The organism is Streptosporangium sp. NPDC023963 (genome assembly GCF_040639135.1).
GTDB lineage: Bacteria > Actinomycetota > Actinomycetes > Streptosporangiales > Streptosporangiaceae > Streptosporangium.
In genome coordinates this window covers 224,704-248,415 of sequence record NZ_JBEZZK010000005.1, presented here as the reverse complement: position 1 = coordinate 248,415, position 23,712 = coordinate 224,704, and the positions used below count along the sequence as shown (strand labels likewise).

At 70.4% G+C, this 23,712-nt stretch carries 21 protein-coding genes; 8 read left to right on the top strand and 13 right to left on the bottom strand.

All coding sequences use genetic code 11. From position 1 onward, the window contains the following. Positions 1–17: 17 nt before the first annotated feature. The 4 genes from ilvA to AB0F88_RS18770 all read right to left on the bottom strand — a co-directional run bounded on the left by ilvA (position 18) and on the right by AB0F88_RS18770 (position 3,517). Positions 18–1,226: a threonine ammonia-lyase gene (gene ilvA, locus AB0F88_RS18785; protein ID WP_362684990.1), complete on the bottom strand. Its 1,209-nt coding sequence runs from the start codon at positions 1,224–1,226 to the stop codon at positions 18–20. 233 nt (positions 1,227–1,459) lie between these two features. Next, the gene (locus tag AB0F88_RS18780) at positions 1,460–1,813 is read right to left on the bottom strand and encodes a hypothetical protein (protein ID WP_362684987.1); all 354 of its coding nucleotides are present in this window, start codon (positions 1,811–1,813) and stop codon (positions 1,460–1,462) included. After that, the gene (locus AB0F88_RS18775; protein ID WP_362684984.1) at positions 1,810–2,016 is read right to left on the bottom strand and encodes a hypothetical protein; all 207 of its coding nucleotides are present in this window, start codon (positions 2,014–2,016) and stop codon (positions 1,810–1,812) included. Before AB0F88_RS18775 ends, AB0F88_RS18780 begins: the two co-directional genes overlap by 4 nt. 223 nt (positions 2,017–2,239) lie before the next feature. Further along, positions 2,240–3,517 (bottom strand): pectate lyase, encoded by a 1,278-nt coding sequence (locus AB0F88_RS18770; protein ID WP_362684981.1) that lies wholly within the window; start codon positions 3,515–3,517, stop codon positions 2,240–2,242. Between the two features lie 645 nt (positions 3,518–4,162). Here AB0F88_RS18770 and AB0F88_RS18765 point away from each other — a divergent pair. Beyond that, complete coding sequence (locus tag AB0F88_RS18765; protein WP_362684978.1) at positions 4,163–5,725, top strand: CBM35 domain-containing protein; 1,563 nt, start codon at positions 4,163–4,165, stop codon at positions 5,723–5,725. Positions 5,726–5,774: 49 nt separating this feature from the next. On the opposite strand, the gene AB0F88_RS18760 is transcribed toward AB0F88_RS18765, so the two are convergent. Then, the gene (locus AB0F88_RS18760) at positions 5,775–6,956 is read right to left on the bottom strand and encodes an FIST N-terminal domain-containing protein (RefSeq protein WP_362685596.1); all 1,182 of its coding nucleotides are present in this window, start codon (positions 6,954–6,956) and stop codon (positions 5,775–5,777) included. Between the two features lie 355 nt (positions 6,957–7,311). On the opposite strand from AB0F88_RS18760, the gene AB0F88_RS18755 reads away from it, so the two are divergent. Further along, positions 7,312–8,709 carry a sigma 54-interacting transcriptional regulator gene (locus tag AB0F88_RS18755; protein ID WP_362684975.1) on the top strand — a complete coding sequence of 466 codons (1,398 nt, stop codon included), beginning with the start codon at positions 7,312–7,314 and terminating at the stop codon, positions 8,707–8,709. A 9-nt stretch (positions 8,710–8,718) separates the two neighbouring features. Then, positions 8,719–10,665: a hypothetical protein gene (locus AB0F88_RS18750; RefSeq protein WP_362684972.1), complete on the top strand. Its 1,947-nt coding sequence runs from the start codon at positions 8,719–8,721 to the stop codon at positions 10,663–10,665. 13 nt (positions 10,666–10,678) lie between these two features. Here the strand turns inward: AB0F88_RS18750 and AB0F88_RS18745 are convergent, their stop codons facing one another. Further along, positions 10,679–11,101, bottom strand: coding sequence for a DUF6292 family protein (locus AB0F88_RS18745; RefSeq protein ID WP_362684969.1), 423 nt, complete (start codon positions 11,099–11,101; stop codon positions 10,679–10,681). 478 nt (positions 11,102–11,579) lie between these two features. Between AB0F88_RS18745 and AB0F88_RS18740 the strand changes: the two genes are divergently transcribed. Continuing rightward, positions 11,580–12,005 (top strand): hypothetical protein, encoded by a 426-nt coding sequence (locus AB0F88_RS18740; RefSeq protein ID WP_362684967.1) that lies wholly within the window; start codon positions 11,580–11,582, stop codon positions 12,003–12,005. A gap of 18 nt (positions 12,006–12,023) precedes the next feature. On the opposite strand, the gene AB0F88_RS18735 is transcribed toward AB0F88_RS18740, so the two are convergent. Continuing rightward, entirely contained in the window at positions 12,024–13,163 is a 1,140-nt protein-coding gene (locus tag AB0F88_RS18735; protein ID WP_362684964.1) for a cystathionine gamma-synthase, read from the bottom strand. Positions 13,164–13,520: 357 nt separating this feature from the next. On the opposite strand from AB0F88_RS18735, the gene AB0F88_RS18730 reads away from it, so the two are divergent. Continuing rightward, complete coding sequence (locus tag AB0F88_RS18730; RefSeq protein ID WP_362684961.1) at positions 13,521–14,807, top strand: histidine kinase; 1,287 nt, start codon at positions 13,521–13,523, stop codon at positions 14,805–14,807. Between the two features lie 135 nt (positions 14,808–14,942). On the opposite strand, the gene AB0F88_RS18725 is transcribed toward AB0F88_RS18730, so the two are convergent. Next, positions 14,943–16,313 carry a cystathionine beta-synthase gene (locus tag AB0F88_RS18725; RefSeq protein WP_362684958.1) on the bottom strand — a complete coding sequence of 457 codons (1,371 nt, stop codon included), beginning with the start codon at positions 16,311–16,313 and terminating at the stop codon, positions 14,943–14,945. Between the two features lie 134 nt (positions 16,314–16,447). On the opposite strand from AB0F88_RS18725, the gene AB0F88_RS18720 reads away from it, so the two are divergent. From AB0F88_RS18720 to AB0F88_RS18710, 3 genes are all read left to right on the top strand, one after another. Then, positions 16,448–17,422: an SGNH/GDSL hydrolase family protein gene (locus tag AB0F88_RS18720; protein WP_362684955.1), complete on the top strand. Its 975-nt coding sequence runs from the start codon at positions 16,448–16,450 to the stop codon at positions 17,420–17,422. Between the two features lie 59 nt (positions 17,423–17,481). Then, on the top strand, positions 17,482–18,825 hold the full coding sequence (locus tag AB0F88_RS18715) for a PQQ-binding-like beta-propeller repeat protein (protein WP_362684952.1): 1,344 nt from the start codon (positions 17,482–17,484) through the stop codon (positions 18,823–18,825). A gap of 148 nt (positions 18,826–18,973) precedes the next feature. After that, complete coding sequence (locus AB0F88_RS18710) at positions 18,974–20,194, top strand: acetyl-CoA C-acetyltransferase (RefSeq protein ID WP_362684949.1); 1,221 nt, start codon at positions 18,974–18,976, stop codon at positions 20,192–20,194. A gap of 194 nt (positions 20,195–20,388) precedes the next feature. Here the strand turns inward: AB0F88_RS18710 and AB0F88_RS18705 are convergent, their stop codons facing one another. From AB0F88_RS18705 to AB0F88_RS18685, 5 genes are all read right to left on the bottom strand, one after another. Beyond that, positions 20,389–20,799, bottom strand: coding sequence for a PPOX class F420-dependent oxidoreductase (locus AB0F88_RS18705; RefSeq protein ID WP_362684946.1), 411 nt, complete (start codon positions 20,797–20,799; stop codon positions 20,389–20,391). A 69-nt stretch (positions 20,800–20,868) separates the two neighbouring features. Then, the gene (locus AB0F88_RS18700) at positions 20,869–21,096 is read right to left on the bottom strand and encodes a DUF4287 domain-containing protein (RefSeq protein ID WP_329093696.1); all 228 of its coding nucleotides are present in this window, start codon (positions 21,094–21,096) and stop codon (positions 20,869–20,871) included. 187 nt (positions 21,097–21,283) lie between these two features. Further along, complete coding sequence (locus AB0F88_RS18695; protein ID WP_362684943.1) at positions 21,284–22,069, bottom strand: Bax inhibitor-1/YccA family protein; 786 nt, start codon at positions 22,067–22,069, stop codon at positions 21,284–21,286. A 147-nt stretch (positions 22,070–22,216) separates the two neighbouring features. After that, a complete protein-coding gene (locus AB0F88_RS18690) occupies positions 22,217–22,600 on the bottom strand; it encodes a helix-turn-helix domain-containing protein (protein WP_362684940.1) in 384 nt (127 codons plus the stop codon). A 76-nt stretch (positions 22,601–22,676) separates the two neighbouring features. Further along, positions 22,677–23,525 (bottom strand): helix-turn-helix transcriptional regulator, encoded by an 849-nt coding sequence (locus AB0F88_RS18685; protein WP_362684937.1) that lies wholly within the window; start codon positions 23,523–23,525, stop codon positions 22,677–22,679. Between the last annotated feature and the right edge of the window lie 187 nt (positions 23,526–23,712).

Here is a 23,712-nt window from a genome sequence, read left to right as displayed (position 1 = left end):
CGGGCCGGCCGGGCGGCTCACGTGACGATGATCTTGTATCCCTCGACGCGCAGGGAGCCCAGCACCTCCTCGGAGTGCACCGGCCCCTTGGTCTCCAGCTGGAGCTGGACCTCGACCTCCCCCAGGTGCATGCCCAGCCGCTCGTGCACGATGTCGAGCACGTTCGCGCCGAGTTCCGCCAGCTGCGACAGCAGCGCCGCCAGCGCGCCCGGCCGGTCGGAGAGCGGGACCCGCAGGGTGAGATAGCGCCCGGCGGCGGCCAGGCCGTGCCGGAGGACCTTGGCCAGCAGCAGCGGGTCGATGTTGCCGCCGGAGAGCACGGCCACCACGGGGGGCTCGAAGACGTGCGGGTGGGCCAGGATCGCGGCGACCCCGGCCACGCCCGCGGGCTCGACGACCTGCTTGGCGCGTTCGAGGCAGAGCACCAGCGCCTGGGAGATCTGGCTCTCGGTGACGGTGACGACACTGTCGACCAGATAGTGGATCAGCTCGAAGGGCAGCTCACCCGGACGGCCCACCGCGATGCCGTCGGCCATCGTCGAGGCGGGCCTGACCTCGACCGGGTGCCCGACGGCCAGCGAGGCCGGGTAGGCGGCGGCCCTCTCCGCCTGGACCCCGACGATCCGCACGCCCGGCCGCAGCGACTTGACCGCGAGCGCCACCCCGGCCGCCAGCCCGCCCCCGCCCAGCGACATCACGATCGTGCCGACCTCGGGCAGCTGGTCCACGATCTCCAGCCCGATCGTGCCCTGCCCGGCGACGACGTCGGGATGGTCGAAGGGGTGGATGAACACGGCCCCGGTCCGGTCCGCGTGCTCCCTCGCCCGATCCAGCGCGACGTCCACGGTGTCACCCGCGAAGAGCACCTCCGCGCCGTACGACCGGGTCGCGGCCACCTTGGGCAGCGGCGCCCCCTGCGGCATGTAGACCGTCGCCCCGGCGCCGACCAGGCCCGACGCGAGCGCGACCCCCTGCGCGTGGTTGCCCGCGCTGGCCGCGACCACTCCGCGCCGCCGCTCCTCCCCGGTCAGCCCGGCGATCCTGACGTACGCGCCCCGGATCTTGAACGAACCCGAGCGCTGCAGGTTCTCGCACTTGAGGTGGACGGGCCCGCCGATGATCTCGGAGAGCACGTGGGAGTGGAGCAGCGGGGTGCGCAGGGCGACGTCGGCCAGCAGCTCACGCGCGGCGACCACGTCGTCGTAGGTCACCTGAGGGTCTGACATGCGGATCATCGTACGACGTGCGCCCCCGCGGACCTGACCGGATCGGACCGGGGCGCGCGGACATCCGGCGGAGCGGGAGCATCCGGGTCCCCTCCCTCAAGCCGACCGAGATCGAGACGAGTGCCCGGTCACACTTCGAGGTCGCGCTCGGAGAAGGTACTGCGCGAGCTGGGCGTGGCCGAGGAGCTCTGGTGAGGAGCGAAGCCGCGTTGCGAAACGTGGATCCGCCCGGGTCAGATACGCGCTCCGACGTCGGCGCCGTTGGACGGGCGCAGGAAGGCGGAGGAGGGGATCGAGCCGTCCGCCGCGCGAGGTCCGGTGATCGTGCCGGAGTCGGTACTGACGAACGTCCAGGAGCCGCCGAGGTTCCAGGAGTTGCCCGAGCCTGAGGAGGACGAGCCGAGCGAGACCTGCGTCGCGTTCGCCGCCGACAGGTTCCCGGTGAGGGTGGAGCCGGAGTCGGCGAAGTCGAAACCGGTACCGCCGTTGCGCCACGCGGTGTTGCGGTCGGCGGTCAGCCGGCCGGGGTTGCCGTTGTCGATGAAGCCGCCGACCGCGTTGTCGAACGCGATGGAGTTGCGGATCACATGGTCGGCAGGCGGGTCGGGGTCACCGCCGCGGTGCCGTTGCAGAAGCCGCTGCCGGAGTATCCGGCGTGGTTGGAGTCGATGGTGCCGGTGCAGACCGCGGGTGAGGTTTCGGCCTCGTAGCGGGTGGTCGCGGCGTGTGCCGCGTGCACGGGCGGCGCGGCGAGCATGCCGGCCCACGCGAGGAAAGGTGTCAGGCGCATCGTTGCTCTCCAGGACCGCCGGGTCGTCGGATGACAAGCGGAGTCGGGGCGGCTGAAGGTGAACCTTTCCGGCACCTGGGACGGCTCCGGCGACGGATACGAAGCGAGAAGCCGCCACCGTCGCGGGTTCCGGCGGTCGACGCGGTCTCGCCGTTCCGGTCGAGGACGTCCTTCGGGAGCGCCGGGCAGGCGGGCGTGGGGAGCGCCCGCCTGCCCGGGAGTTCTAGCGGCGGGTGATGTCGGATTCGGAGTACAGGCAGTGCGTGCCGTCGGGGCCCTCACCGATCTTGCTGGGCTCGCTGCCCTTCGGCACGCCCTTGTAGCGCTCGCAGATGGTGGCGCTGCCGTAGACGGTGATCCGGCTGAAGCGCGCGGTGTCGCCCCAGTTGGAGTTGATGCCGGCCAGCACCTTGGTGGAGCGGGCGGTGACGCCGTCCAGCACGACGTGGCGCTGGTAGGAGGTGGAGCAGTTGCCGCAGGCCCGGTACAGCTTGCCGGCGTTGTGCACCTGGAAGTTACGGATGGTCAGCCTGCCGGCGCCGTTGTGCTGGAAGACCTTGTCGGAGGCCGACCTGGCGCCTCCGCCGTCCACCAGGTAGGTGGCCGAGGAGCTGGAGCCGCGGAAGGTGGCGGCGTCCTCGCCGACGTCGTTCCACCACACGTTGCGGATGGTGCACGAGCCCTCGCAGTGGATGCCGTCGCCGGCCGGGGCGTCGAGGATGACGTTCTGGATGGTGCCGCCGTTGGCCACGACGAACATCGGGTCCTGGCTCTCGCCCTGGCCGCCGTCGCCGATGCCGTAGTAGCGCTTCATGCCGCCGTCGAAGAACGTGCCGGCGTTGCGGGTGGTGGTCTGGTGGACGCTGCCGGTGTCCGAGGGCCACGGACCGCTGCCGTCACCTCCGCCGGAGGTGGGCGTCACGGTCGGGGTGGGAGTGGGGGTGGGGTCCGGGTCGGGCGTGCCGCCCCCGCCGGCGGGCCGCAGCGTCCACTGCTTGGTGGCCGCCGAGTCGCAGGAGTTCTGCTGCAGCAGGGCGCCGGAGGACGTGGAGTTGTCCTTGACGTTGAGGCACTTGCCGCCGTTGCCGTTGACCACCCGGTAGTTGGACCCCGAGGCGGTGAGCTGCCAGGTCTGCGAGGCGGCCGAGGTGCAGGACTCCTGCTGGACCGCCTTGCCGGCGCTGGTGGAGGCATCCCGCACCCCGAGGCACTTGCCGCTGTGCGCCGCCTTGATCTGGTAGCCGCCTCCTGAGGAGGTGAGCGTGAAGACCTGCCCGGCGGCGTCGGCGCAGGTGTTCTGAGCCAGCTGGACGCCGTCGCCGGTGCTCTGCCCGGGTACGGTGGCGCACAGGCCGCTGCCGGCGTTGGCCAGCGTGTAGTTGCCGTTGGAGGGGGCCGCCGAGGCGGGCGTGTTGAACGTGACCACCAGCCCGCCGGTGGTGATGAGGCCCGCGGTCAGGATGACCGCCAGCCTCCTACCGAAATGCTCTTCTTTAAGCACGTTCAGCTCCATTTCTGCGATCTGTGTGGATTCAGGGCATGGCAAAGCAGAGGTTGCGAGCTCCGGGGTCGTCCCCGGCTGGAGTCGTGGTGCGATCCGCACCCGTCCGCGCGGCACGGCGCCTTCCGGCTCTTCGATCCCTCAGGTCTGCCGGGAAGCCACCCGCTCCGCTGCCTCGATGCATTCCGTTGTCGGCCGCACCACCTCGACGCAGCAGTCACGCGAGCCGCTCAGAGACCACGTCTGTGAACAACCGATTGCAGACACAGTCGCGTTACATGAAGGAAACGTCAATACATTCAGGTAAAACTGCAAACAGATCCGGATGTTTCTCCTGGTAGCGCCCCGATTCCTGCAACAACCGTTTGCAAAAAGTAGGAAAGAGGGCTTACCTGGTCACGCCATCCGGTTCACGCCCACCATGTCCTCCTGAAACTTTCACGACTCCCGGCCGCCCGGCCGGGCGGCGTGACGACGGCACACTCCCCCGTTGCGCCACTGCGACCTCGGCCGACTTGCCGCCTGCCGGTGAGGCCGAGGCGCCGCGGGTGGTCTCGTTCGCATCCGGGCCTTCCCAAGCGCGCTGGTGCGTGCTTAGCTTCGCTCGACGTGGGAAAGCGCTTACCAAACCTGTGGAGACGAAGGATGCGCCTGACACCTTTCCTCGCGTGTGCCGGCCTGCTGGCCGGCATGCTCGCCGCGCCGCCCGTGCACGCGGCACACGCCGCGACCACCCGCTACGAGGCCGAAACCTCACCCGCGGTCTGCACCGGCACCATCGACTCCAACCACGCCGGATACTCCGGCAGCGGCTTCTGCAACGGCACCAACGCCGCGGGCGCCCACGCCCAGTTCACCGTGAACGCCACCACAGCCGGCACGGCCACCTTGGGCGTCCGGTTCGCCAACGGCACCACCGCCCGCCCGACCAATCTGATCGTCAACGGCACCACCGCCCAGACCCTCTCGTTCGAAGGCACCGGCGCATGGTCGGCCTGGGCCACCAAGACCACGACCGTCCCACTGAACGCCGGCCCCAACACCATCCGGCTGACCCCCACCGGCAGCGCCGGCCTGCCCAACCTCGACTACATCGACGTGGAGGCGGGCGGCACGACACAGCCGCCGGGCGACACGCTGTACGTGGCGCCGAACGGCACGGACAACGCGGCCGGGACGCAGGCGGCCCCGACGACGCTCACCTCCGCGATCACCCGCGTCGCTCCCGGCGGGACGATCTCCATGCGCGGCGGACGCTACGACTTCTCGCAGACGGTCACCATCGCGCCGGGCAACGACGGCACCGCGAGCGCCCGCAAGAAGATCTCCGCCTACCCCGGTGAGACCCCGATCCTGAACTTCTCGGCCCAGAGCGAGGACCCGGCCAACCGCGGGCTCGCCGTGGGCGGGTCGTTCTGGCACATCCACGGCATCGTCGTCGAGCGCGCCGGTGACAACGGGATCCTCCTGGCCGGCAACGACAACATCATCGAGCGCACGGTGACGCGCTTCAACCGCGACACGGGGCTGCAGCTCTCCCGGCTGGTGGCCGGGGCACCCCGCGAGCAGTGGCCCTCCCGCAACCTCATCGTGAGCGTGGAGTCGCACGACAACGCCGACTCCGACGGCGAGGACGCCGACGGCTTCGCCGCCAAGCTCACCTCAGGTCCGGGCAACGTCTTCCGCCACGCCGTGGCCCACAACAACATCGACGACGGCTGGGACCTCTACACCAAGAGCGACACGGGCCCGATCGGCGCGGTGACCGTCGAGGACTCCCTCGCCTACGACAACGGGACCCTCAGCAACGGCGGCCAGGCCGGCAACGGCGACCGCAACGGCTACAAGCTCGGCGGCGAGGACATCGCGGTCAACCACGTCATCCAGCGCAACATCGCGTACGGGAACGGCAAGCACGGGTTCACCTACAACCGCAACCCCGGCACGATGACGGTGTCGAGCAATGTCAGCGTCGGCAACGAGGAACGCAACTTCAATTTCGACGGCGGCTCCTCGGTGTTCCGCAACAACACCTCGTGCGACAGCGGGTCGAACGACAGGATCATCGGCAACGCCGACGGCTCCAACCAGTTCTGGTCCGGCTCGAACGGCTCCCGCTGCTCCTCCTACACCGGCGCCCTGAACTGGTCCTTCGCCGCCGACGGCCGCCTCGCCGTGACCTTCGGCGGCACGCCGGTGACGCCGTAACGGCCTTCGCCGCCCGGCCGCTCGTGACGTCCCCGGGTTCCCGCGGACCTTACGAGCGGCCGGCCGGCTGGTGGGAGGAGAAGACCAGGACCGAGGCGGTGAAGCCGTGGACGTGGTTGTGGCCCCCCACGGGGCCCACCTCTCCGGCGGCGAAGAAACCGGCCACCCCGATGGGGCCCAGGGTGTCGCGGACGGCGACGGCGTCGTGGTCGGCGCTGCCGAACATGGCCGAGCCCCGGCCGTTGCAGGAGAACAGCAGGGCGCCGTCCACCCGGCCGAACTCCTCGCGGTGGGCGTCCAGCAGCTCGTACAGGTCCTCGTCGGCGGTGGCGGCGTCGCGGACCTGGAAGCGCACGGTACGGCCGATCTCCACGACGTCGCCGATGGCCACGGCCTCCCGCTCGGGGTCGATGCCCAGCACCCCCCGGATCAGGAAGTCGCCGTGCTCGTGCTTCTCGGCGTACTCGTCCATGGCGATGCCGATCTGCAGCCCCGAGGCGACCAGGTCGCGGTCGTCCTCGTCCAGGGCGCTGACGATCTCCTCCAGCCGCGCCAGGGCGGGCTGTCCGGCGAGTTCGAGCAGGAGGTTGTCCTCGGCGGAGGTGACGGCCATCGTCGGGCCGATCGGGCGGCAGCCCTGGCTGACGACGGTGCTGACGTTGAGGGCGCCGCTGAGCAGCACCCCGACGGCCCCCTCGGTGTGGATCTCCCCGTTGACGAACAGCCGGACCGCGCCGCGGCCCTGGATGGCGTTGGCCAGGCCGCCGATCAGGGGGAGGTTGCCCATGACCTCCTCGGAACGCTCGACGAAGCCGTCGGTGGGGAAGCTGTAGGGGTCGGCGAGCAGGATGGCGGCGTGGTCGTCGGGGGCGCGGTCGGGCAGGCCGACCACGACGAACCGGTCGTCGGTCCTCAGCGTGTCGAGCGCGAAGGTCGTCAGCCGGGCCCCGCCCAAGGAGGCGGCCCAGGCGCTCACCGCGGGGGTGACCTCGACCCCCTGCCCGTCGCCGATGACCCCGGTGGCGCTGCACCCGAGGACGGCGGCGCCGGGTGCCAGGCTCATCGCGCGCAGCCCGGCGCGGGAGACGTCGTCGGGGTCGTCCCCGCAGATGAAGAAGCAGAGCAGGTCGGCCGGTCCGGACAGGCCGGACAGGGCTTGGCGCACCGCGGTCTCGGCCGCGGAGACCAGATCGGACCCCACCGCGAGGCCGTCGGCGAAACGGCTCGTCATCAGCGCCACTCGTCTCGCCTCTCCTTCTTGATCCCTTGTCCGGTGGCTCACCGGGGAGTGTCCGGATCTCACCGGAAGCCCGCCCTGGAGCCCTGATCCTTGAATCCTGCCGCGGAGCCTGTCGTGAAGCCGTGAAGTCCCTCAGTGCCGGGACACCGTGAACTTCGGAGATCCCACGTGGCGACCCCTTCCAAGGTCGTCCCGGCCCCCTGCCGGGGAGCCGTGCGACGCCTTGTCTTGGAGCGATTCTCCCCACTGCCGAGACAAGCACTCACGTTGACCGCCACGCAATCGTCAAGATCCGAAAGAGGGATGAGAGTGCCGGATCGGGCGTTGTGGACGTAGGCTCGATCCCGTGCCTCACATCCCAGAGCCACGAACTCTGCGCGAGCTGCGCGCGAGCGGCCATATACACCGTACGGTAAAGGCCGAGATCCGTGAGAATCTCCTGACCCGCCTGCGGGCAGGAGAGCCGCGGTTCCCCGGCATCGTGGGCTTCGACGACACCGTCCTGCCATACCTGGAGCGAGCGCTGCTCGCCGGGCACGACCTGGTCCTGCTCGGTGAGCGGGGTCAGGGCAAGACCCGGTTGATCCGCACCGTGACCGGGCTCCTCGACGAATGGACCCCCGTCGTCGAGGGTTGTGAGATCAACGACCACCCCTACGAACCCTCCTGCGTCCGCTGCCGCCGCCTGGCCGGCGAGGCGGGCGAGGAGCTGCCGATCTCCTGGAAGCACCGGGACGAGCGGTACGGCGAGAAGCTCGCCACCCCCGACACCTCCGTCGGCGACCTGATCGGCGACATCGACCCGATCAAGATCGCCGAGGGGCGCACGCTCGGCGACCCGGAGACCGTCCACTACGGCCTGGTCCCCAGGAGCAACCGCGGGGTGTTCTCCGTCAACGAGCTGCCCGACCTGGCCGAGCGCATCCAGGTGTCGCTGCTCAACGTGCTGGAGGAGCGCGACATCCAGGTCAGGGGCTACAACCTGCGCCTGCCCCTGGACATCCTGCTGATCGCCAGCGCCAACCCCGAGGACTACACCAACCGCGGCCGGATCATCACCCCGCTGAAGGACCGCTTCGGCGCCGAGATCCGCACCCACTACCCGCTGTCGATCGAGACCGAGCTGGTCCTGATCCGCCAGGAGGCCGCGCTCGGCCAGGTGGGTGCCGACCTGCCCGACCACCTGATCGAGGTGATCGCCCGGTTCACCCGGCTGGTCCGCGAGTCCACCGCGGTGGACGCCCGTTCGGGGGTCTCGGCCCGCTTCTCCATCGCCGCCGCCGAGACCGCCGCCGCCTCCGCCGTACGGCGTGCCGCGCTGACCGGCGAGGACCACGCGGTGGCCAGGGTCGCCGACCTGCCGGGGATCGTGCACACGCTGCGCGGCAAGGTGGAGTTCGAGGTCAGCGAGGAGGGCCGGGAGACCGAGGTGCTCTCGCACCTGCTGCGCAGGGCGACGGCCGAGACGTTCCGCGGCACGCTCGGCGGCACGGACCTGAACCCGCTGCTGGAGAAGTTCTCCGAGGGCATCCAGGTGGAGTCGGGGGTGACGGTTCCCGCGGCCGAGCTGCTGCGCAGGATCGGCCCGGTTCCGGGTCTGGCAAGGATCATGTCCCAGCTCGGCATCGGCGACGAGTCCCCCGGGCACGCCGCCGCCGCGCTGGAATTCGCCATGGAGGGTCTTTACCTCCTGCGCCGGCTGTCCAAGGACGAGGTGGACGGCACGACGGTTTACCGCACCTGAGGTGTCTGCATGAGCTATCGCTATGGCGAGTACCGGGACGGGCCCGACCCGCTCGCCCCGCCGTACGACGTCCGTTCGGTGCTGGACCGGATGGGCGACGCGATCCTGTCCGGTTCCAATCCCGCGCACGCCCTGCGCGACCTGCTCAAGGAGGGCCTGCCGGGCGCGCAGGACCGTCGCGGCCTTGAGGATCTTCTCCGCGAGGTGCGGCGGCGGCGCCGCGAGCTGCGCGAGCGCGGCCGTCTCGACGGCACGCTGGAGCGGGCCAGGGCGCTGCTGGACAAGGCGATCGGCCAGGAGCGGGCCGAGCTGTTCCCCGACCCCTCCGACGAGGCCCGGCTGCGCGAGGCGGAGCTGGCGACCCTCCCCGACGACACGGCGAGCGCCATCCGGGAGCTGGGCACCTACCAGTGGCGCTCGGCCGCCGCCCGGCGGACCTTCGAGGAGCTGCGCGACCTGCTGCGCAGGGAGGTGCTCGACAGCCAGTTCCGCGGCATGCGGCAGTCTCTGGCCAACCCCGACCCGGCCGCCATGGAGCGGGTCAGGGAGATGATGTCCGATCTGAACGACATGCTCGACCGGGATTCCCGGGGCGAGCACACCCAGGCCGACTTCGAGCAGTTCATGTCGAAATATGGGGACATGTTCCCGGAGTCGCCGCGGAACCTGGAGGAGCTGGTCGACGCCCTGGCCCGGCGGGCCGCGGCCACCCAGCGCCTGCTGGCCTCCCTGACCCCGGCCCAGCGCCAGGAGCTCGACCAGCTGATCGAGCAGACCCTCCAGCAGGCCGGGCTGGACGAGCAGATGCGCCGCCTGGGCGAATCCCTCTACGCCCGCCGCCCCGACCTGGCCTGGAACACCCCGGAGCGGCTGAGCGGCGACGAGCCGATGGGGATGTCCGACGCGGTGGGCGCGCTGGACGAGCTCGCCGACCTGACCCAGCTGGAGGCCGCGCTCCGCCAGGACTACCCCGGCGCCCGCATGGACGACATCGACGAGGCGGCGATCCGGCGCGCCCTGGGCCGGTCGGCGGTCGACGACCTGGAGGCGCTCAAGCAGATCGAGCGCGAGCTGGAGCAGCAGGGCTACCTCCTGCGCCGGCGCGGCAAGCTGGAGCTCACCCCCAAGGCCGTACGGCGGCTGGGGGAGACCGCGCTGCGCCGCGTCTTCGCCTCCCTGGAGAGCGGGCGCCGCGGCGACCACGACCAGGTGGACGCGGGCTCGGCCGGCGAGCTCACCGGCTCCACCCGGCCCTGGCGGTTCGGCGACGAGCAGCCGATCGACGTGGTCCGCACGGTGATCAACGGTGTCCGGCGCGGCGGGAGCGGCGGCACGGTGACCCTGTCGGTCGACGACTTCGAGGTGGCCGAGACCGAGCGGCGCACGGCGGCCGCGGTGTGCCTGCTGGTCGACCTGTCCTACTCGATGGCGCTGCGCGGCACCTGGGCGGCCGCCAAGCAGACGGCGATGGCGCTGCAGGCGCTGGTGACCTCGAAGTTCCCCCAGGACTCGGTGCAGATCATCGGCTTCTCCAACTACGCCCGGGTGCTGCAGCCCGACGAGCTGGCGGGGCTGGAGTGGGACATGGTGCAGGGGACGAACCTGCACCACGCCCTGCTGATCGCCGGACGCCACCTGGACCGCCACCCCGACTTCGAGCCGGTCGTGCTCGTGGTCACCGACGGTGAGCCCACCGCTCACCTGCGGCGTAACGGCTCGGCGGCCTTCGAGTGGCCGCCCACCCAGGAGACGCTGGAGCTGACCCTCGCCGAGGTCGACAAGATGACCCGGCGCAGGGCGACGCTCAACGTCTTCATGCTCGCCGACGACGAGCGCCTGAAGGAGTTCGTGAACGAGGTCGGGCGCCGCAACGGCGGCCGGGTCTTCTCCCCCGGCGCCGACCGCCTGGGAGAGTACGTCGTCAGCGACTTCCTGCGGTCCCGCCGCACCCGCTGAGCCCTACGGGGGATCAGGCGTTGACGTAGGCGGCGTAGCCGTCGAGCGCCAGATCGAAGCCGTCGCGGTGGTGGCGGTGGGAGCGGTAGCAGGGCCGCCACGCCGTGCTGTTGCCGACGCCCGCGCGGGCGTCGGCGATCGCGGCGGGGACCCGCTCGGGGGAGAGCAGGAGGCCGCCGCCGAGATAGCGGTCGTCGGTGAGGACCGTGGGGGTCGCGGGGTCGCCGCTCGCGTAGCGGCCACGGCGCCAGCCGCTCTCCTCGTCCCAGACCAGCGCGTCGCCGCCGATCAGGCGGATGGTGACGGTCCGCGGGTCGCAGGGCCCCTGCCACCAGCTCTCGACCTGGTCGCCCAGCGCCTCGACGACGAGGCCGGCGTAGCGGGACGGCTGCTCCCGCCATTCCTCGGTGTACGGCTCAACATGTTTGACACCCACGGCGGGCACTCCCTTGTGCCGTCTTACTCTGTCCGATGGAACGCCCGCCCGGCACGACCACGACTTCACCGCCGCCGGTCTCATCACACGGGAACGAGCTCGCCCACGATCCTACTAACCCCGCGGACGTGCTCCGAGCGGAATGTGAAGATCGACAGTCTCGTACGCCGGGCATCGCCCCTCCCAACCGTGACCCTTCCGTGACAACCACCTCGAAACAAACGCCGTCTACCCGGTAACGGAAAAACACGGTTCTCGAAAGGGGAGGAAGTGAGTCCGATGCTCGCGGGAATTCTCGTGGCGCTGATGCTCATCGTCTGCGTCTGTTTCGAGTTGTGCATGGTCCCGTCCACGCGCGACAAAAACGACGCCGTCGAAGGTGAGTGACCCGATCCTGCCCGGAAAGGAGGACCGCTCCGGGCGGTGACGCCCCGCGAGCCGTACCCAGACGAGATCGCCGGATACTAATGTCTGGCGCATGACAGACCTGCTGCTCTGGCTGCACATCGGTTTTGCGATCTTCGCCCTGGGACCGATCACCGCCGCCACGATGTCCACTCCCAGATTCATCCGTGCCAAGAACGTCGGCGTCCTGCGTTATCTGCACAAGACCACGCGCATCTACGGTTTCGCGTCCGTGGGGGTCTTCCTGTTCGGGCTGCTGCTGGGCCGCGAATTTCTCGGAAAGCCGTACCTGTCGGTGTCCATGACGCTTTTCATCGTCGCCGCGGTATTGCTGATCATGGTGGACCGGGACCAGAGCACCGCCATCCGGGTCCTCGCCAGCGAGAACCCGGACGACGACGCCAAGGTGCAGGTGGGCCGGATCGCCGCGCTCTCCGGTGTGATCGTGCTGATCTGGATGGTCATCCTGGTGCTGATGGTCTGGGGCGACCCGGTCTGAGCCGCCCCGCGGCCGCTCCTACCCCAGCGCCTGGGTGAGGTCGGCCAGCAGGTCGTCGATCGACTCGATGCCGACCGACAGGCGTACCAGGTCGCCGGGAACCTCCAGCGGCGAGCCCGTCACGGAGGCGTGGGTCATCCGGCCCGGGTGCTCGATCAGCGACTCCACGCCGCCGAGCGACTCGCCCAGGGTGAACAGCTTGGTCCGGTCGCACAGCTCGACCGCCTCGGCCTCGCCCCCGGCGACGCGGAAGGAGACCATGCCGCCGAAACGCTTCATCTGCTTGGCCGCCACCTCGTGGCCGGGGTGGTCGGCCAGGCCCGGGTAGAGCACCGAGGTCACCCGCGGATGGGCGAGCAGCAGGTCCACCACCCGCTCGGCGTTGTCGCAGTGACGGTCCATCCTCACGCCGAGCGTCTTGAGGCCGCGCAGCGTCAGCCAGGCGTCGAACGGCCCGGCCACCGCGCCCATCGCGTTCTGGTGGTAGGCGAGTTCCTCGCCCAGCCCGGCGTCCCGCGCGACGAGCGCGCCGCCGACCACGTCGGAGTGGCCGCCCACGTACTTGGTGGTCGAGTGCACCACGACGTCCGCGCCCAGCGCCAGCGGCTGCTGCAGGTACGGGGAGGCGAAGGTGTTGTCCACCACCAGCAGCGCGCCGCACTCGGTCGCGAGCTGGGCCAGGGCCGCGATGTCCGCGACGCCGAGCAGCGGGTTGGTGGGCGTCTCCACCCAAATGATCTTGGTCTTCTGGGTCACGGCGGCCGCCACCGCCGCCAGGTCGCCCAGCGGCACCGGGTCGTAGTGCAGCCCCCAGCGCTCGTGGACCTTCGCGAACAGGCGGTAGGTGCCGCCGTACGCGTCGTTCGGGATGATCACGTGGTCACCCGGCCTGCAGATCGTACGGAGCACCGTGTCCTCGGCCGCCAGGCCCGAGGCGAAGGCCAGGCCACGGCTGCCGCCCTCGACGGCGGCCATGGCCTCCTCCAGCGCGGACCTGGTCGGGTTGGCCGAACGGCTGTACTCATATCCGGCGCGCAACCCGCCCACGCCGTCCTGCTTGTAGGTGGACACCGCGTAGATCGGCGGCACCACGGCCCCGGTGTAGGGGTCGGGCTCCTGACCTGCGTGGATGGCCAGCGTCTCGAATCCATGGTTCATGGGGTCAACGCTACTCGCAGCAGCGGGGGCCCCAGGGCCGTGGGAGCCGCCGCCCACGGCCCCCCGCCGCCTGCTCGGCGGCCCTCCCTGCTCGGCGGCCCTCCGCCGCCTACTCGGCGCGCTCCCCGCTGATCAGCGAGAGCAGGAGCGGGTCGGCGAGCGTCAGGGCCGCTCCGACCACGAGTCCCGCGACCAGCAGCACGATCCCGATGATGGTCATCTCTTTCCCCCTTCGACCTCTCAAGGATCGGTCACGGGCTCCCGGCGCCGCCTCCGCTGAAGAGCCGGTCCCTGCGGCGGCGGTTCGGCCGAACGGCCGATATGACATCTCCTCCCCGGGGCCTAGGCTCGGGGATCGTGGGAGAAACGAGCCGGCTGGTCTACTGGATCAAACGCCTCAGCGAGATAGCGTTGATCGGCTGGCTCGTCCTGCTCCTGCTGATCGACGTGGTCGCGGCGACGAGCGGCCCCAACCCGGCGATATTGCTGAGTCCCGTGTGCGGCCTGGTGGGCGTCACGGCGGTGGTGCGACGACGCCGCTGGCGGGTCGGCGGGCTCGTCACCCTGCTGACGGTGTCGTTCCTGTCCTCCCTGCTCATCGGGATCACCGACGGCGACGGCAGTCCCGGAGTGGCCGAGATCGGGTCGCTGCTGGTCCTCACCGTCGGCGGGCTGCGCGCGATCGAGCCGGTACGGCGGGCCGCCCTGCTCTCCCTCGCGGCGATGGTCGTGCTCGAGGCCTCCACCGCCCGCCTGAACTCCGTGGGCCCGGAGCCGGCGATAGCCGTCGGTTTCCTGCTCTTCGTCTGCTGGTCCTTCGCCGCCGGTATCGGCGCCTACCTCCGCTTCCAGCTGGAGCGCCGCAGGGAGGCCGTCGACACGGTACGGCGGTCCGAGCGCCTGGAACTGGCCAGGGAGCTGCACGACCTGGTCGCCCACCACATCACCGGGATCGTGGTGCAGGCGCAGGCCGCCAAGGTCGTCGCCGAGCGGAAGCCGGAGGCCGTGGTCCCCTCCCTGGAGGCGATCGCCAACGCCGGGGCCGACGCGCTGACCTCGATGCGCCGCCTGGTCAGCGTGCTGCGCGCGGAGGACCAGGCCGCCCGCTCACCGGGCAGCACCCTCATGGACATGCGCACGATGGTCGAGCGCTTCTCCGCCGCGGGCCCCCAGGTCACCTTCGACATCGGCCAGGGCATCACCGACGGCACCGTGGCCCAGGAGGTCATGACCACCCTCCACCGGGTCCTCCAGGAGTCGCTGACCAACGTCCGCAGGCACGCCCCGGGCACCGGCTGGGTCGAGGCGGACCTGAAGCTCACCGACGGATCCGACCTGCGCGCGTGGGCCGAGAGCGTGCGCGCCAGGACGAGGAACGGCCAGGACCCGCGAAGCCGGCGTGCCGCCTACGCCTCCGCGGGCACCTCGACCGGCGCGGGCGTGGGCGGCGCCTCGGCGACCGGGGGCGCCGTGCGGCTGCGGGTGCGCAACTACGGCTCGACGGCCGACGCCAGGATCTCCCGCCTCGGTGGCGGCTTCGGCCTGGTGGGCATGGCCGAGCGCGTCGAGGCGCTCGGCGGCCGCCTCATGGCCGGGCCCACCCCCTCCGGGGCCTGGGAGGTGATGGCGGAGTTCCCCCTCTGACCCCGAGGGCCTCGCCCGGGGAGACCTGCCTCCGGGGAACCCCTCGGACCCCCGGGGCAGGTCTCCCGGCGCGGAGCCGGGAGATCCCCGCGTCCCCGAGGGCCGGAGGGCCGGGAGACCCGGCCGGGAGCACGGCTAGTGGTTGGCGAGGAAGGCCAGCAGGTCCTGGCGGGTGATCAGGCCGACGGGCTTGCCGTCGTCGAGGACGACCGCGGCGTCGGCCTTCTCCAGCGCCTCGACGGCGATGGAGACCGGCTCCCCCGCGCCGATCGTCGGCAGCGGCTGCGACATGTGGGCGGCCAGCGGGTCGGTCGGCCGCACCCGGCCCCGGTAGAGGGCGTCGAGCAGATCGCGCTCCAGGATCGAGCCGACCACCTCGGCGGCCATGACCGGCGGCTCCTCCTTCATCACCGGAAGCTGCGACACGCCGTACTCGCGCATGATCGAGATGGCCGTGTCGACCGACTCGTGCGGGTGGGTGTGCACGAACTCCGGCATGCCGGAGCTCTTGCGCGTCAGCACGTCCTTGACCAGGCCCTCCTCGCTGGAGGTGGTCAGGAAGCCGTAGTCGGCCATCCACTCGTCGTTGAAGATCTTCGACAGGTAGCCCCGGCCGCCGTCGGGCAGCAGCACCACGATCACGTCGTCCGGCCCGGCCCGCTCGGCCACGCGCAGCGCCGCGACCGTCGCCATGCCGCAGGAGCCGCCCACCAGCAGCGCCTCCTCGCGGGCCAGGCGGCGGGTCATGTTGAAGGAGTCTCTATCGGAGATCGCGATGACCTCGTCGCAGATCGTGGTGTCGTAGTTGGCCGGCCAGATGTCCTCGCCGACCCCCTCCACCAGGTACGGGCGCCCGGTGCCCCCGGAATAGACCGAGCCCTCCGGGTCGGCTCCGATGACCTTGACCCGGCCGCCGGAGACCTCCTTGAGGTAGCGGCCGGTGCCGCTGATCGTGCCGCCGGTGCCGACGCCCGCCACGAAGTGGGTGATCCTGCCCTCGGTCTGCTCCCAGACCTCCGGGCCCGTGGAGTGGTAGTGGCTCTCGGTGTTGTGCGGGTTGGAGTACTGGTCCGGCTTCCAGGCGTTCGGCGCCTCCCTGGCCAGCCGGTCGGAGACCGAGTAGTAGGAGTCGGGGTGATCGGGAGCGACCGCCGTCGGGCAGACCACGACCTCGGCACCGTAGGCGCGCAGAACCGAGATCTTGTCCTGGGCCACCTTGTCCGGCACCACGAACAGGCAGCGGTACCCCCGCTGCTGGGCCACGATGGCGAGGCCGATCCCGGTGTTGCCCGAGGTGGGCTCCACGATCGTGCCCCCCGGGCGCAGCTCCCCCGAACGCTCGGCGGCGTCGATCATCCGGACCGCGATGCGGTCCTTCACCGATCCGCCGGGGTTGAAGTACTCCACCTTCGCGAGCACTTGGGCGGAGATGCCCTCCGTCACCTTGCTCAGCCGGACGAGAGGGGTGTTGCCCATCAGCTCGACGAGCGAGTCATGTACGCGCACCGGGATATCACCTCGAAATACCAAAGCTTGGTCAGCTTGTTGTTGTGGGTCGCCGTGATCCCATGGGGGTGGCGGGGACTCGGCTGTGTTGCCAAGGGCAACGCTACCGCCCTGTACGGAGGGAGCGACGCCACGTGATCTGGACACCGGGAGTGGCGAGGACCGCCCGCCGCATCGCCGCGGCGGCCGCGCTGGGCGGAGGGGGCCTCACCGCGCTCGGCGCGGCGACCTACGGCCTGCTGCTGGCCGAGGCACTGGTGGCCCGCCGCGCCGTCGGCCGCCCGCACGGCATGGAGGGACCGCCGTCGGACGGCCTGTACGGGGCGTTCGGCGGCGAGCCGCTCAGGATGGTCATGCTCGGCGATTCCATCTCCGTCGGCCTGGGCACCTCCGACCCCGCTGAGACGCCCGCCGTGCTGATCGCCCACGGGCTGGCCGTGATCGCCGAGCGGCCGGTGCGGCTGACCGTGGCGGGCAGGTCGGGAGCGACCTCCGCGGAGCTGGGCGAGCAGGTGGACACGGCGCTGAAGGCCCGTCCCGAGATCGCGGTCATCTTCATCGGGGCCAACGACGTCACCTCGCAGAGCAGGCCCGCCCACGCCGTACGGCATCTGCAGAAGGCCGTCAGGCGGCTGCGAAAGGCGGGGGCGGAGGTGGTCGTGGGCACCTGCCCCGACCTCGGCACGGTCCGGCCGATCGCGCAGCCGCTCCGCTGGGTGACACGGCGCTGGAGCCGCCAGCTGGCCGCCGCGCAGACCGTCGCCGTGGTCGAGGCGGGCGGGCGGACGGTGGCCTTCGCGGACCTGCTGGGACAGGAGTTCGACACCAACCCCGCTGAGATGTTCGGCCTTGATCGTTATCACCCATCTGCTCAAGGTTATCTCCAGATTGCCTACGCGGTGCTACCTTCCGTATGCAGTGCGTTGGAACTCTGGCCCGAGCCCCGGGCCCGGCGCGCTGAGTCGATCTACCTCGCGGCGGCCAAGGCCGCGGAGGAGCCCGGCGCCGAGGTCTCCGCGACCCGTGTCGCCGGACGAGCGACCGGACCTCACGGACGGTGGGTGACCATGCTCGGCCGCAGGCCGGGGATGCGGCCCAACGACGCCTGAACACGGTCACCCTCCGCTGCGAAGCCGTAACGCCTCGCCCGCATTGGAGTGGAATACCCGTGATCCGGCCCCTCGCGAAACCGGCCTTGGTGCTCGCCGGAGCTCTGGCCCTGGGCGGCTGCTCCGGCACAGAAGCGGCCACCCCGGACCATCCCACCTGGCACAACACCGAGATGAACGCGGTCAGCCGCACCACCACCGCCGGTGGCGTCGCCACGACGACCTCCATGAAGCCCGACGGCACGCTGGAGACGGTGGCCCTCGACCTGGCCACCGGCAGGAAGCTGTGGGCCCATCCCTCGACCATGGCCGGCCGCCTGCCGGGGATGGGGGTGCCCGCCCCCGCGATCGTCGAGACCTCCGCGGGACAGGCCGTCGCGGTGACGATCGACCCCGCCAGGCGGGGCCGCTGGAAGGCCACGCTCGTCGGCCTCGACGGCAGGACCGGTACGCGCAGGTGGAGCCGCCCGGTGCACTCCACCTTCGGCCCGCAGCGGTGCGGGGCGTTCGTGTGCGTGCCCGAGAACACCGCGCTCGCGAGCGCCCGCGTCGTCGTCCTCGATCCGGTGACCGGCAAGGTCATGTGGAAGATCCCCGGCATCGCCGAGGCCGAGTGGTCCGACGCCTCGCGCGTGGTGTTCCTCCGTCTGGCCCGCCACCCCGTCCTGGAGGCGCGCGACCTGAAGACGGGCAAGGCCGTCTGGCGGGTCCCCGTCGAGCAGCCCCTCGGCGCCGGGGTGGACCTGTCGGGAGGCTGGTCGTTCGGCGCGACCGCGGGAAACCTCGTCGGATACGTCGCCCCCTACACCAATCCGAAGACGAGCAAGGTCTCCGCCTTCGGCCTGTTCTCCGTCAAGCTCGCCGACGGCACGGTCAACTGGATGCGCCCGTCGGTGGTCCGCGTCTACCCCAGCGGCAGCCCCGGCTTCGCGCCGGTGGTCCGCCCGGTCGACCAGGAGGGCCGCTACGGCGGGTTCGCCCGGCTGGAGGCCGACAGCGGCCGGGTCCTCGGCCAGATCTCCGCCGAGCAGGTTCCCGAGTCGGGCTGGTGGCTGGCCTTCCCGACCCGGATGGAGAAGGTCGGTTTCCTGCGGCACGGCAAGCCGGGCAACGTCTTCGACCTGCCCACCGGCCGCAACGCCGACGTCAAGGACGAGCGGGCCTGGTCCTTCTGCGTGACCGATCCCAAGCCGCTCGCGCTCAAGGGCCAGAACTCCGGCTTCTACTCGGTGGCCTCGCTGTGCCAGTTCAGGCTCGCCGACGGCACGCGGGTGTCCGGCGCGGGCGCCCCGCCCCTGTGGTTCACCGGCAGCCAGAACGGCTGGCGGATGTGGCGTGACGAGAAGGGCGGCCTCCACGGGATCAAGGACGGTGACGGCACCTCCCCGGGCATGTACGGCTGATTCGCGGCCAGGCCCCCTTCCCCTCCGGGCGGGAGGGGGCCTTGTGCTTCCCGTACAAAGTTCTGTTACACCGCCCCCTGGGCGTGGCTTCGGGCATACCGCGCGGTACGCTCCGCTGGAGGAGCAGACACGAACCCAGGAGAGCCACATGCCCGAGGCAGTCATCGTCGCGACCGCGCGCTCGCCCATCGGACGCGCCTTCAAGGGGTCCCTCAAGGACATCCGCCCCGACGACCTGACCGTACAGATCATCCAGGCCGCGCTTGCCAAGATCCCCCAGCTCGACCCGACCACGATCGACGACCTCATGCTGGGCTGCGGCCTGCCGGGCGGCGAGCAGGGCTTCAACATGGGCCGGGTGGTCGCCACCCTGCTCGGCCTGGACAACGTGCCGGGCACCACCGTGACCCGCTACTGCTCGTCCTCGCTGCAGACGACCCGGATGGCCCTGCACGCGATCAGGGCCGGCGAGGGCGACGTGTTCGTCTCGGCGGGCGTGGAGTGCGTCTCCCGCCTCAAGAACGGCAGCTCCGACCAGGGGCCCGACACGATGAACCCGCTGTTCGGCGACGCCCACGCCCGCTCGGTCAGTGCCGCCGAGGGCGGCAAGGGGGTCTGGCACGACCCGCGCGAGGACGGCCAGTTGCCCAACGTCTACGTGGCGATGGGCCAGACGGCGGAGAACCTCGCCGGGCTGAAGGGCGTCTCCCGGCAGGAGCAGGACGAGTTCGGCGTCCGCTCGCAGAACCTGGCGGAGAAGGCGATCGCCAACGGCTTCTGGGAGAGGGACATCACCCCGGTGACCCTGCCCGACGGGACCGTGGTGAGCAAGGACGACGGTCCCCGCGCGGGGACCACCTACGAGGCGGTCTCCCAGCTCAAGCCGGTCTTCCGGCCGGACGGTACGGTCACCGCGGGCAACTGCTGCCCGCTGAACGACGGCGCCGCCGCCGTGATCGTGATGAGCGACACCAAAGCCGCCGAGCTCGGCATCACCCCGCTCGCCCGGATCGTCTCCACCGGGGTGACCGGCCTGTCCCCCGAGATCATGGGCCTGGGCCCGGTCGAGGCCTCGAAGCAGGCCCTGGCCAGGGCGGGCATGGCCATCGGCGACGTGGACCTCGTCGAGATCAACGAGGCGTTCGCCGCCCAGGTCATCCCGTCCTACCAGGACCTCGGGATCGACATCGACCGGCTCAACGTCAACGGCGGGGCCATCGCGGTCGGCCACCCCTTCGGGATGACCGGTGCCCGCATCACCTCCACGCTGATCAACAGCCTCGCCTTCCACGACAGGTCGATCGGCCTGGAGACCATGTGCGTCGGCGGCGGCCAGGGCATGGCGATGGTTCTGGAACGCCTCAGCTGAGACGGCCGGACCCGGCCGGGCGATCGGAGACCCCGATCGCCCGGCCGCGGTGTCCCCGTGCCGGGAACGACCGGCCGGCCGTGACCGAGAGCGACCGGTCGACCGTGGCGGGGAACGACCGGCCGGCCGTGACCGAGAGCGACCGGTCGACCGTGGCGGGGAACGACCGGCCGGCCGTGGCCGAGAGCGACCGGTCAGCCGTGCACGTCGGGGCCGGCGCGGGTGATCTCGATCTTCAGGATCACCCGCCGCTCCCGCTCCATGGCCGCCCGGTAGTCGTCCCAGTCGGGGTGCTCGCCGGAGATGTCGCGGTAGTAGCCGACCAGGAGATCCATCGCCTCGGGCAGGGAGACGATCTCCGCCACGCCGTCGATCTGAATCCACTCGCCGAAGAATCCGTCGGTCGTCACGCAGAGCGACACCTGCGGGTTCCTGCGGAGGTTGCGCACCTTCGCCGCGGTCTCCCGGGTGCTGACGATCGCGTTCCCCTCCGCGTCGAGCCCCACGGTGACCGGGGAGAGCTGCGGGCGCCCGTCGGCGTGCGAGGTCAGCATGACCGCGCGGTGGTTCGCGCGGATGAACCCACGTGCCTTGTCATGATCCATGGGCTCATCATCGCGCACATCAAAGCCCGCACCACCGGAAGTGGCGCGGGCTTCGCGACGATAGGCGACTTACAGGTAACGGGTACGGCGGTGCCGCTCGTGCTCGTGCACAATGGCGGCGGCGTAGCCGTGGGTCAGCCCGTGCTCATCGGCGAGCCAGGTGGCTCGCTCATCGCAGCGAAGGAACGACGGGCCGTTGTCGATTGCTTGGAACCACTCTGGGAGTGCGCGTCCCGTGATGTCCGGGACCCTTGCGATCAGCTTGCTCTGCGTCTCCAGTGAGTGGTTCAACGACATGGGCACCTCCACGGATAGGCTCCTTTGCTCGACAGTGCATCACGAAAGCCCAGATAGCAAGCCCTGAGATGCTCTCTTCCGTCGCGGTTCGTCTATCCCCCGTTGCCTTCCGTTCACTCACATGTCCGCCCAGAAAAACGGGAGGCCCCGCCGGAACGTGTCCGGCGGGGCCTCCCGGCGCTTTTCGTCAGTCGCTACTCGAGAAGTAGCTCAGCAGGCGCAGGATCTCCAGGTAGATCCAGACCAGGGTGACGGTCAGGCCGAAGGCCATCAGCCAGGAGTACTTCTCCGGGGCACCGTTCTTCACCCCGCGCTCGACCTCGTCGAAGTCGAGGAGCAGGAAGAAGCAGCCGATGAGGATCGTGGCGATGCTGAACACGTAGGCCAGCGGGCCGCCCGACCGGATGCCGATGCCGTCCTCGATGAAGAAACCGGCGACCAGGTTGATGAGCATGAGGCCCATCAGGCCCAGCCCCGCGGCCACGACGAACTTGGTGAACTTCGGCGTCACGCGGATGATGCGCAGCGAGTAGACGGTGAGCATGGCGGCGAACGCCAGAGCCGTACCGACCACCGCCTGGAAGACGATGCCGCTGTACAGATCGTTGTAGACGTGGCTGATCACACCGACGGCGACGCCGTAGGCGACCGAGTAGCCGAGGATCAGCACGGGGTTGGTGCTGGACTTGAACGAGATGACCAAGGCGAGGATCAGGCCGACGATGACACCGGCGATCGCCGCGACCATGCCGAGGTTGAGCACCCAGGCGACCGCCGCCGAGACGACGAGCGTGCCAAGCGTGATGAAACCACGCACGACCACGTCGTCGATCGTCATCGTCCGCTGTGCGGGCGGCGCGTACGACGGCGTGTTGTACATGCCCTGAAGCTGCTCAGGGGTGGGGGTCGGCGCGCCCCAGCCTTGCTGCTGGCCCTTGGCCTGCCGACTGAATACGGGGTTCTTGCTCTCCATCGCTGCCTCCACGCTGCGACCTACGCGATCAGCGTATTAGATCGGTTGTCACACGGCCGTATCGTGCCGATATCTATGTTGTCCAAGTGGCCGTACGGCTACCGCCGATGTTGTCAACGAACGGGTAGCGCGCCCGGTTCCCGGGCTTCACATCTGTTTCGCCGATCGCTCGTCGAAAAGCCGCTGCGACGCCTCGACCTCGTCGAGGTTGCGGCGCGCCCACTCGCAGATGCCGGTCACGGCCACCGACAGGTCCCGCCCCATCCGGGTGAGCACGTATTCCACCGTGGGCGGTGAGGTCGGGTAGACGTTGCGCTCGACGATGCCGTCGCGCTCCAGTGCCCGCAGCGTCCGGGTCAGCATGCGCTGGTTGATCCCCTCGATCCGCGTCTTGAGCCGGGAGAACCGCTGGGCTCCGTGCCCCAGTGCCGCGATCACCAGCAGGGACCACTTGTCCCCGATGTTACCGATCACCTGACGGGCGATCCCGTTGGCCCGGAGCACGGGCTCCAGGTTCGCCTCGTCCCTCATGGTTACTATTTTATACCTGGGACCCGTCGAATCCCAGACCGTGTGGCACATCGAACGGTGACCGCCTCCGCCCCGCTCACCGTTCGTCGCCGGACGGGCGGGTCCCCGCGACCCCGGCGAGCCTTCTCAGCGCGTCGAAAGCGCGTTCGGACGGGGCGTGCGGCGTGGGCTGGCCGACGACGAGCTGCTGGCCCGCGGGACCGCCGATGCGGAACATCTCGTTGTGAAGGGTCATCTCGCCGACTTCGCCGTGACGATACGAAACGGACCTGTGCGTCCTGGCCCGGACATCGTGGCGGGCCCACATCAACCGGAAGTCCTCGCTTCCGAGCGAGAGCTCCTCGACCAGTTCCAGCATGAACGGGTCCGCGAGACACCTTCCCCCGATGGAGCGGAAGTGGGCCACCAGGCCACGGGCCTGCTGCTCCCAGTTCAGGTAGAAATCGCGTGCGGCGGGATTGAGGAAGGTCAGCCGCAGCGCGTTGTCGCATTCGTTCAACCCCTGAAAAAGAGCCGTGGCCAGTGGATTCATGGCGAGGACGTCGAGCCGGCGGTTCAGCGCCAACGCGACCGCGTGATCGCAACCCTCTATGAACCGCCGCACGGCCGGACGCAACAGATCGGCGGAAACGACCGGCCCGTGGTCGGGTCTCCGGCGGTGCGCGAGATCGTGAAGGTGTTCGGTCGCCTCGGGGCCGAGCTGGAAGACCCGTGCCAGGGCTGCGAGCACCTGGTCCGACGGGTTGCGCTCCCGCCCCTGTTCCAGCCGGATGTAGTAGTCGGTGCTCACGTCGGCCAGCATCGCGACCTCGTCCCGGCGCAGTCCGGGTGTACGGCGACGGGTCCGCGGCAGCCCCACCTGGTCAACGGTCGTGACCTCGCGCCGAGCACGGAGAAATTCCCCGAGGAGATTCTTACCGTCCATATTTCCAAGTTACGGTCAGACCCATTAGAAGGTGAAACGCGGTGAGATGTCCCGCTCTCGCCGCCGAGGTCACCGAGCGGGCGGGCCGCGGCGGCGCCGCGCCCTCGGCCGGTTCGCGTCCCTCCACGCGAAGGGCACCGAGAGGCAGGGGCGCCGCGCCCGGTGGCGAATCCCGAACGCGCCCGGG

What these genes read in the sequence shown, in the direction of transcription:
- ilvA (WP_362684990.1), bottom strand. Translation starts at nt 1,226, where the DNA reads ATGTCAGACCCTCAGGTGACCTACGACGACGTGGTCGCCGCGCGTGAG.
- AB0F88_RS18775 (WP_362684984.1), bottom strand. Translation starts at nt 2,016, where the DNA reads ATGCGCCTGACACCTTTCCTCGCGTGGGCCGGCATGCTCGCCGCGCCG.
- AB0F88_RS18765 (WP_362684978.1), top strand. Translation starts at nt 4,163, where the DNA reads ATGCGCCTGACACCTTTCCTCGCGTGTGCCGGCCTGCTGGCCGGCATG.
- AB0F88_RS18760 (WP_362685596.1), bottom strand. Translation starts at nt 6,956, where the DNA reads ATGACGAGCCGTTTCGCCGACGGCCTCGCGGTGGGGTCCGATCTGGTC.
- AB0F88_RS18750 (WP_362684972.1), top strand. Translation starts at nt 8,719, where the DNA reads ATGAGCTATCGCTATGGCGAGTACCGGGACGGGCCCGACCCGCTCGCC.
- AB0F88_RS18740 (WP_362684967.1), top strand. Translation starts at nt 11,580, where the DNA reads ATGACAGACCTGCTGCTCTGGCTGCACATCGGTTTTGCGATCTTCGCC.
- AB0F88_RS18735 (WP_362684964.1), bottom strand. Translation starts at nt 13,163, where the DNA reads ATGAACCATGGATTCGAGACGCTGGCCATCCACGCAGGTCAGGAGCCC.
- AB0F88_RS18710 (WP_362684949.1), top strand. Translation starts at nt 18,974, where the DNA reads ATGCCCGAGGCAGTCATCGTCGCGACCGCGCGCTCGCCCATCGGACGC.
- AB0F88_RS18705 (WP_362684946.1), bottom strand. Translation starts at nt 20,799, where the DNA reads ATGGATCATGACAAGGCACGTGGGTTCATCCGCGCGAACCACCGCGCG.
- AB0F88_RS18700 (WP_329093696.1), bottom strand. Translation starts at nt 21,096, where the DNA reads ATGTCGTTGAACCACTCACTGGAGACGCAGAGCAAGCTGATCGCAAGG.
- AB0F88_RS18695 (WP_362684943.1), bottom strand. Translation starts at nt 22,069, where the DNA reads ATGGAGAGCAAGAACCCCGTATTCAGTCGGCAGGCCAAGGGCCAGCAG.
- AB0F88_RS18690 (WP_362684940.1), bottom strand. Translation starts at nt 22,600, where the DNA reads ATGAGGGACGAGGCGAACCTGGAGCCCGTGCTCCGGGCCAACGGGATC.
- AB0F88_RS18685 (WP_362684937.1), bottom strand. Translation starts at nt 23,525, where the DNA reads ATGGACGGTAAGAATCTCCTCGGGGAATTTCTCCGTGCTCGGCGCGAG.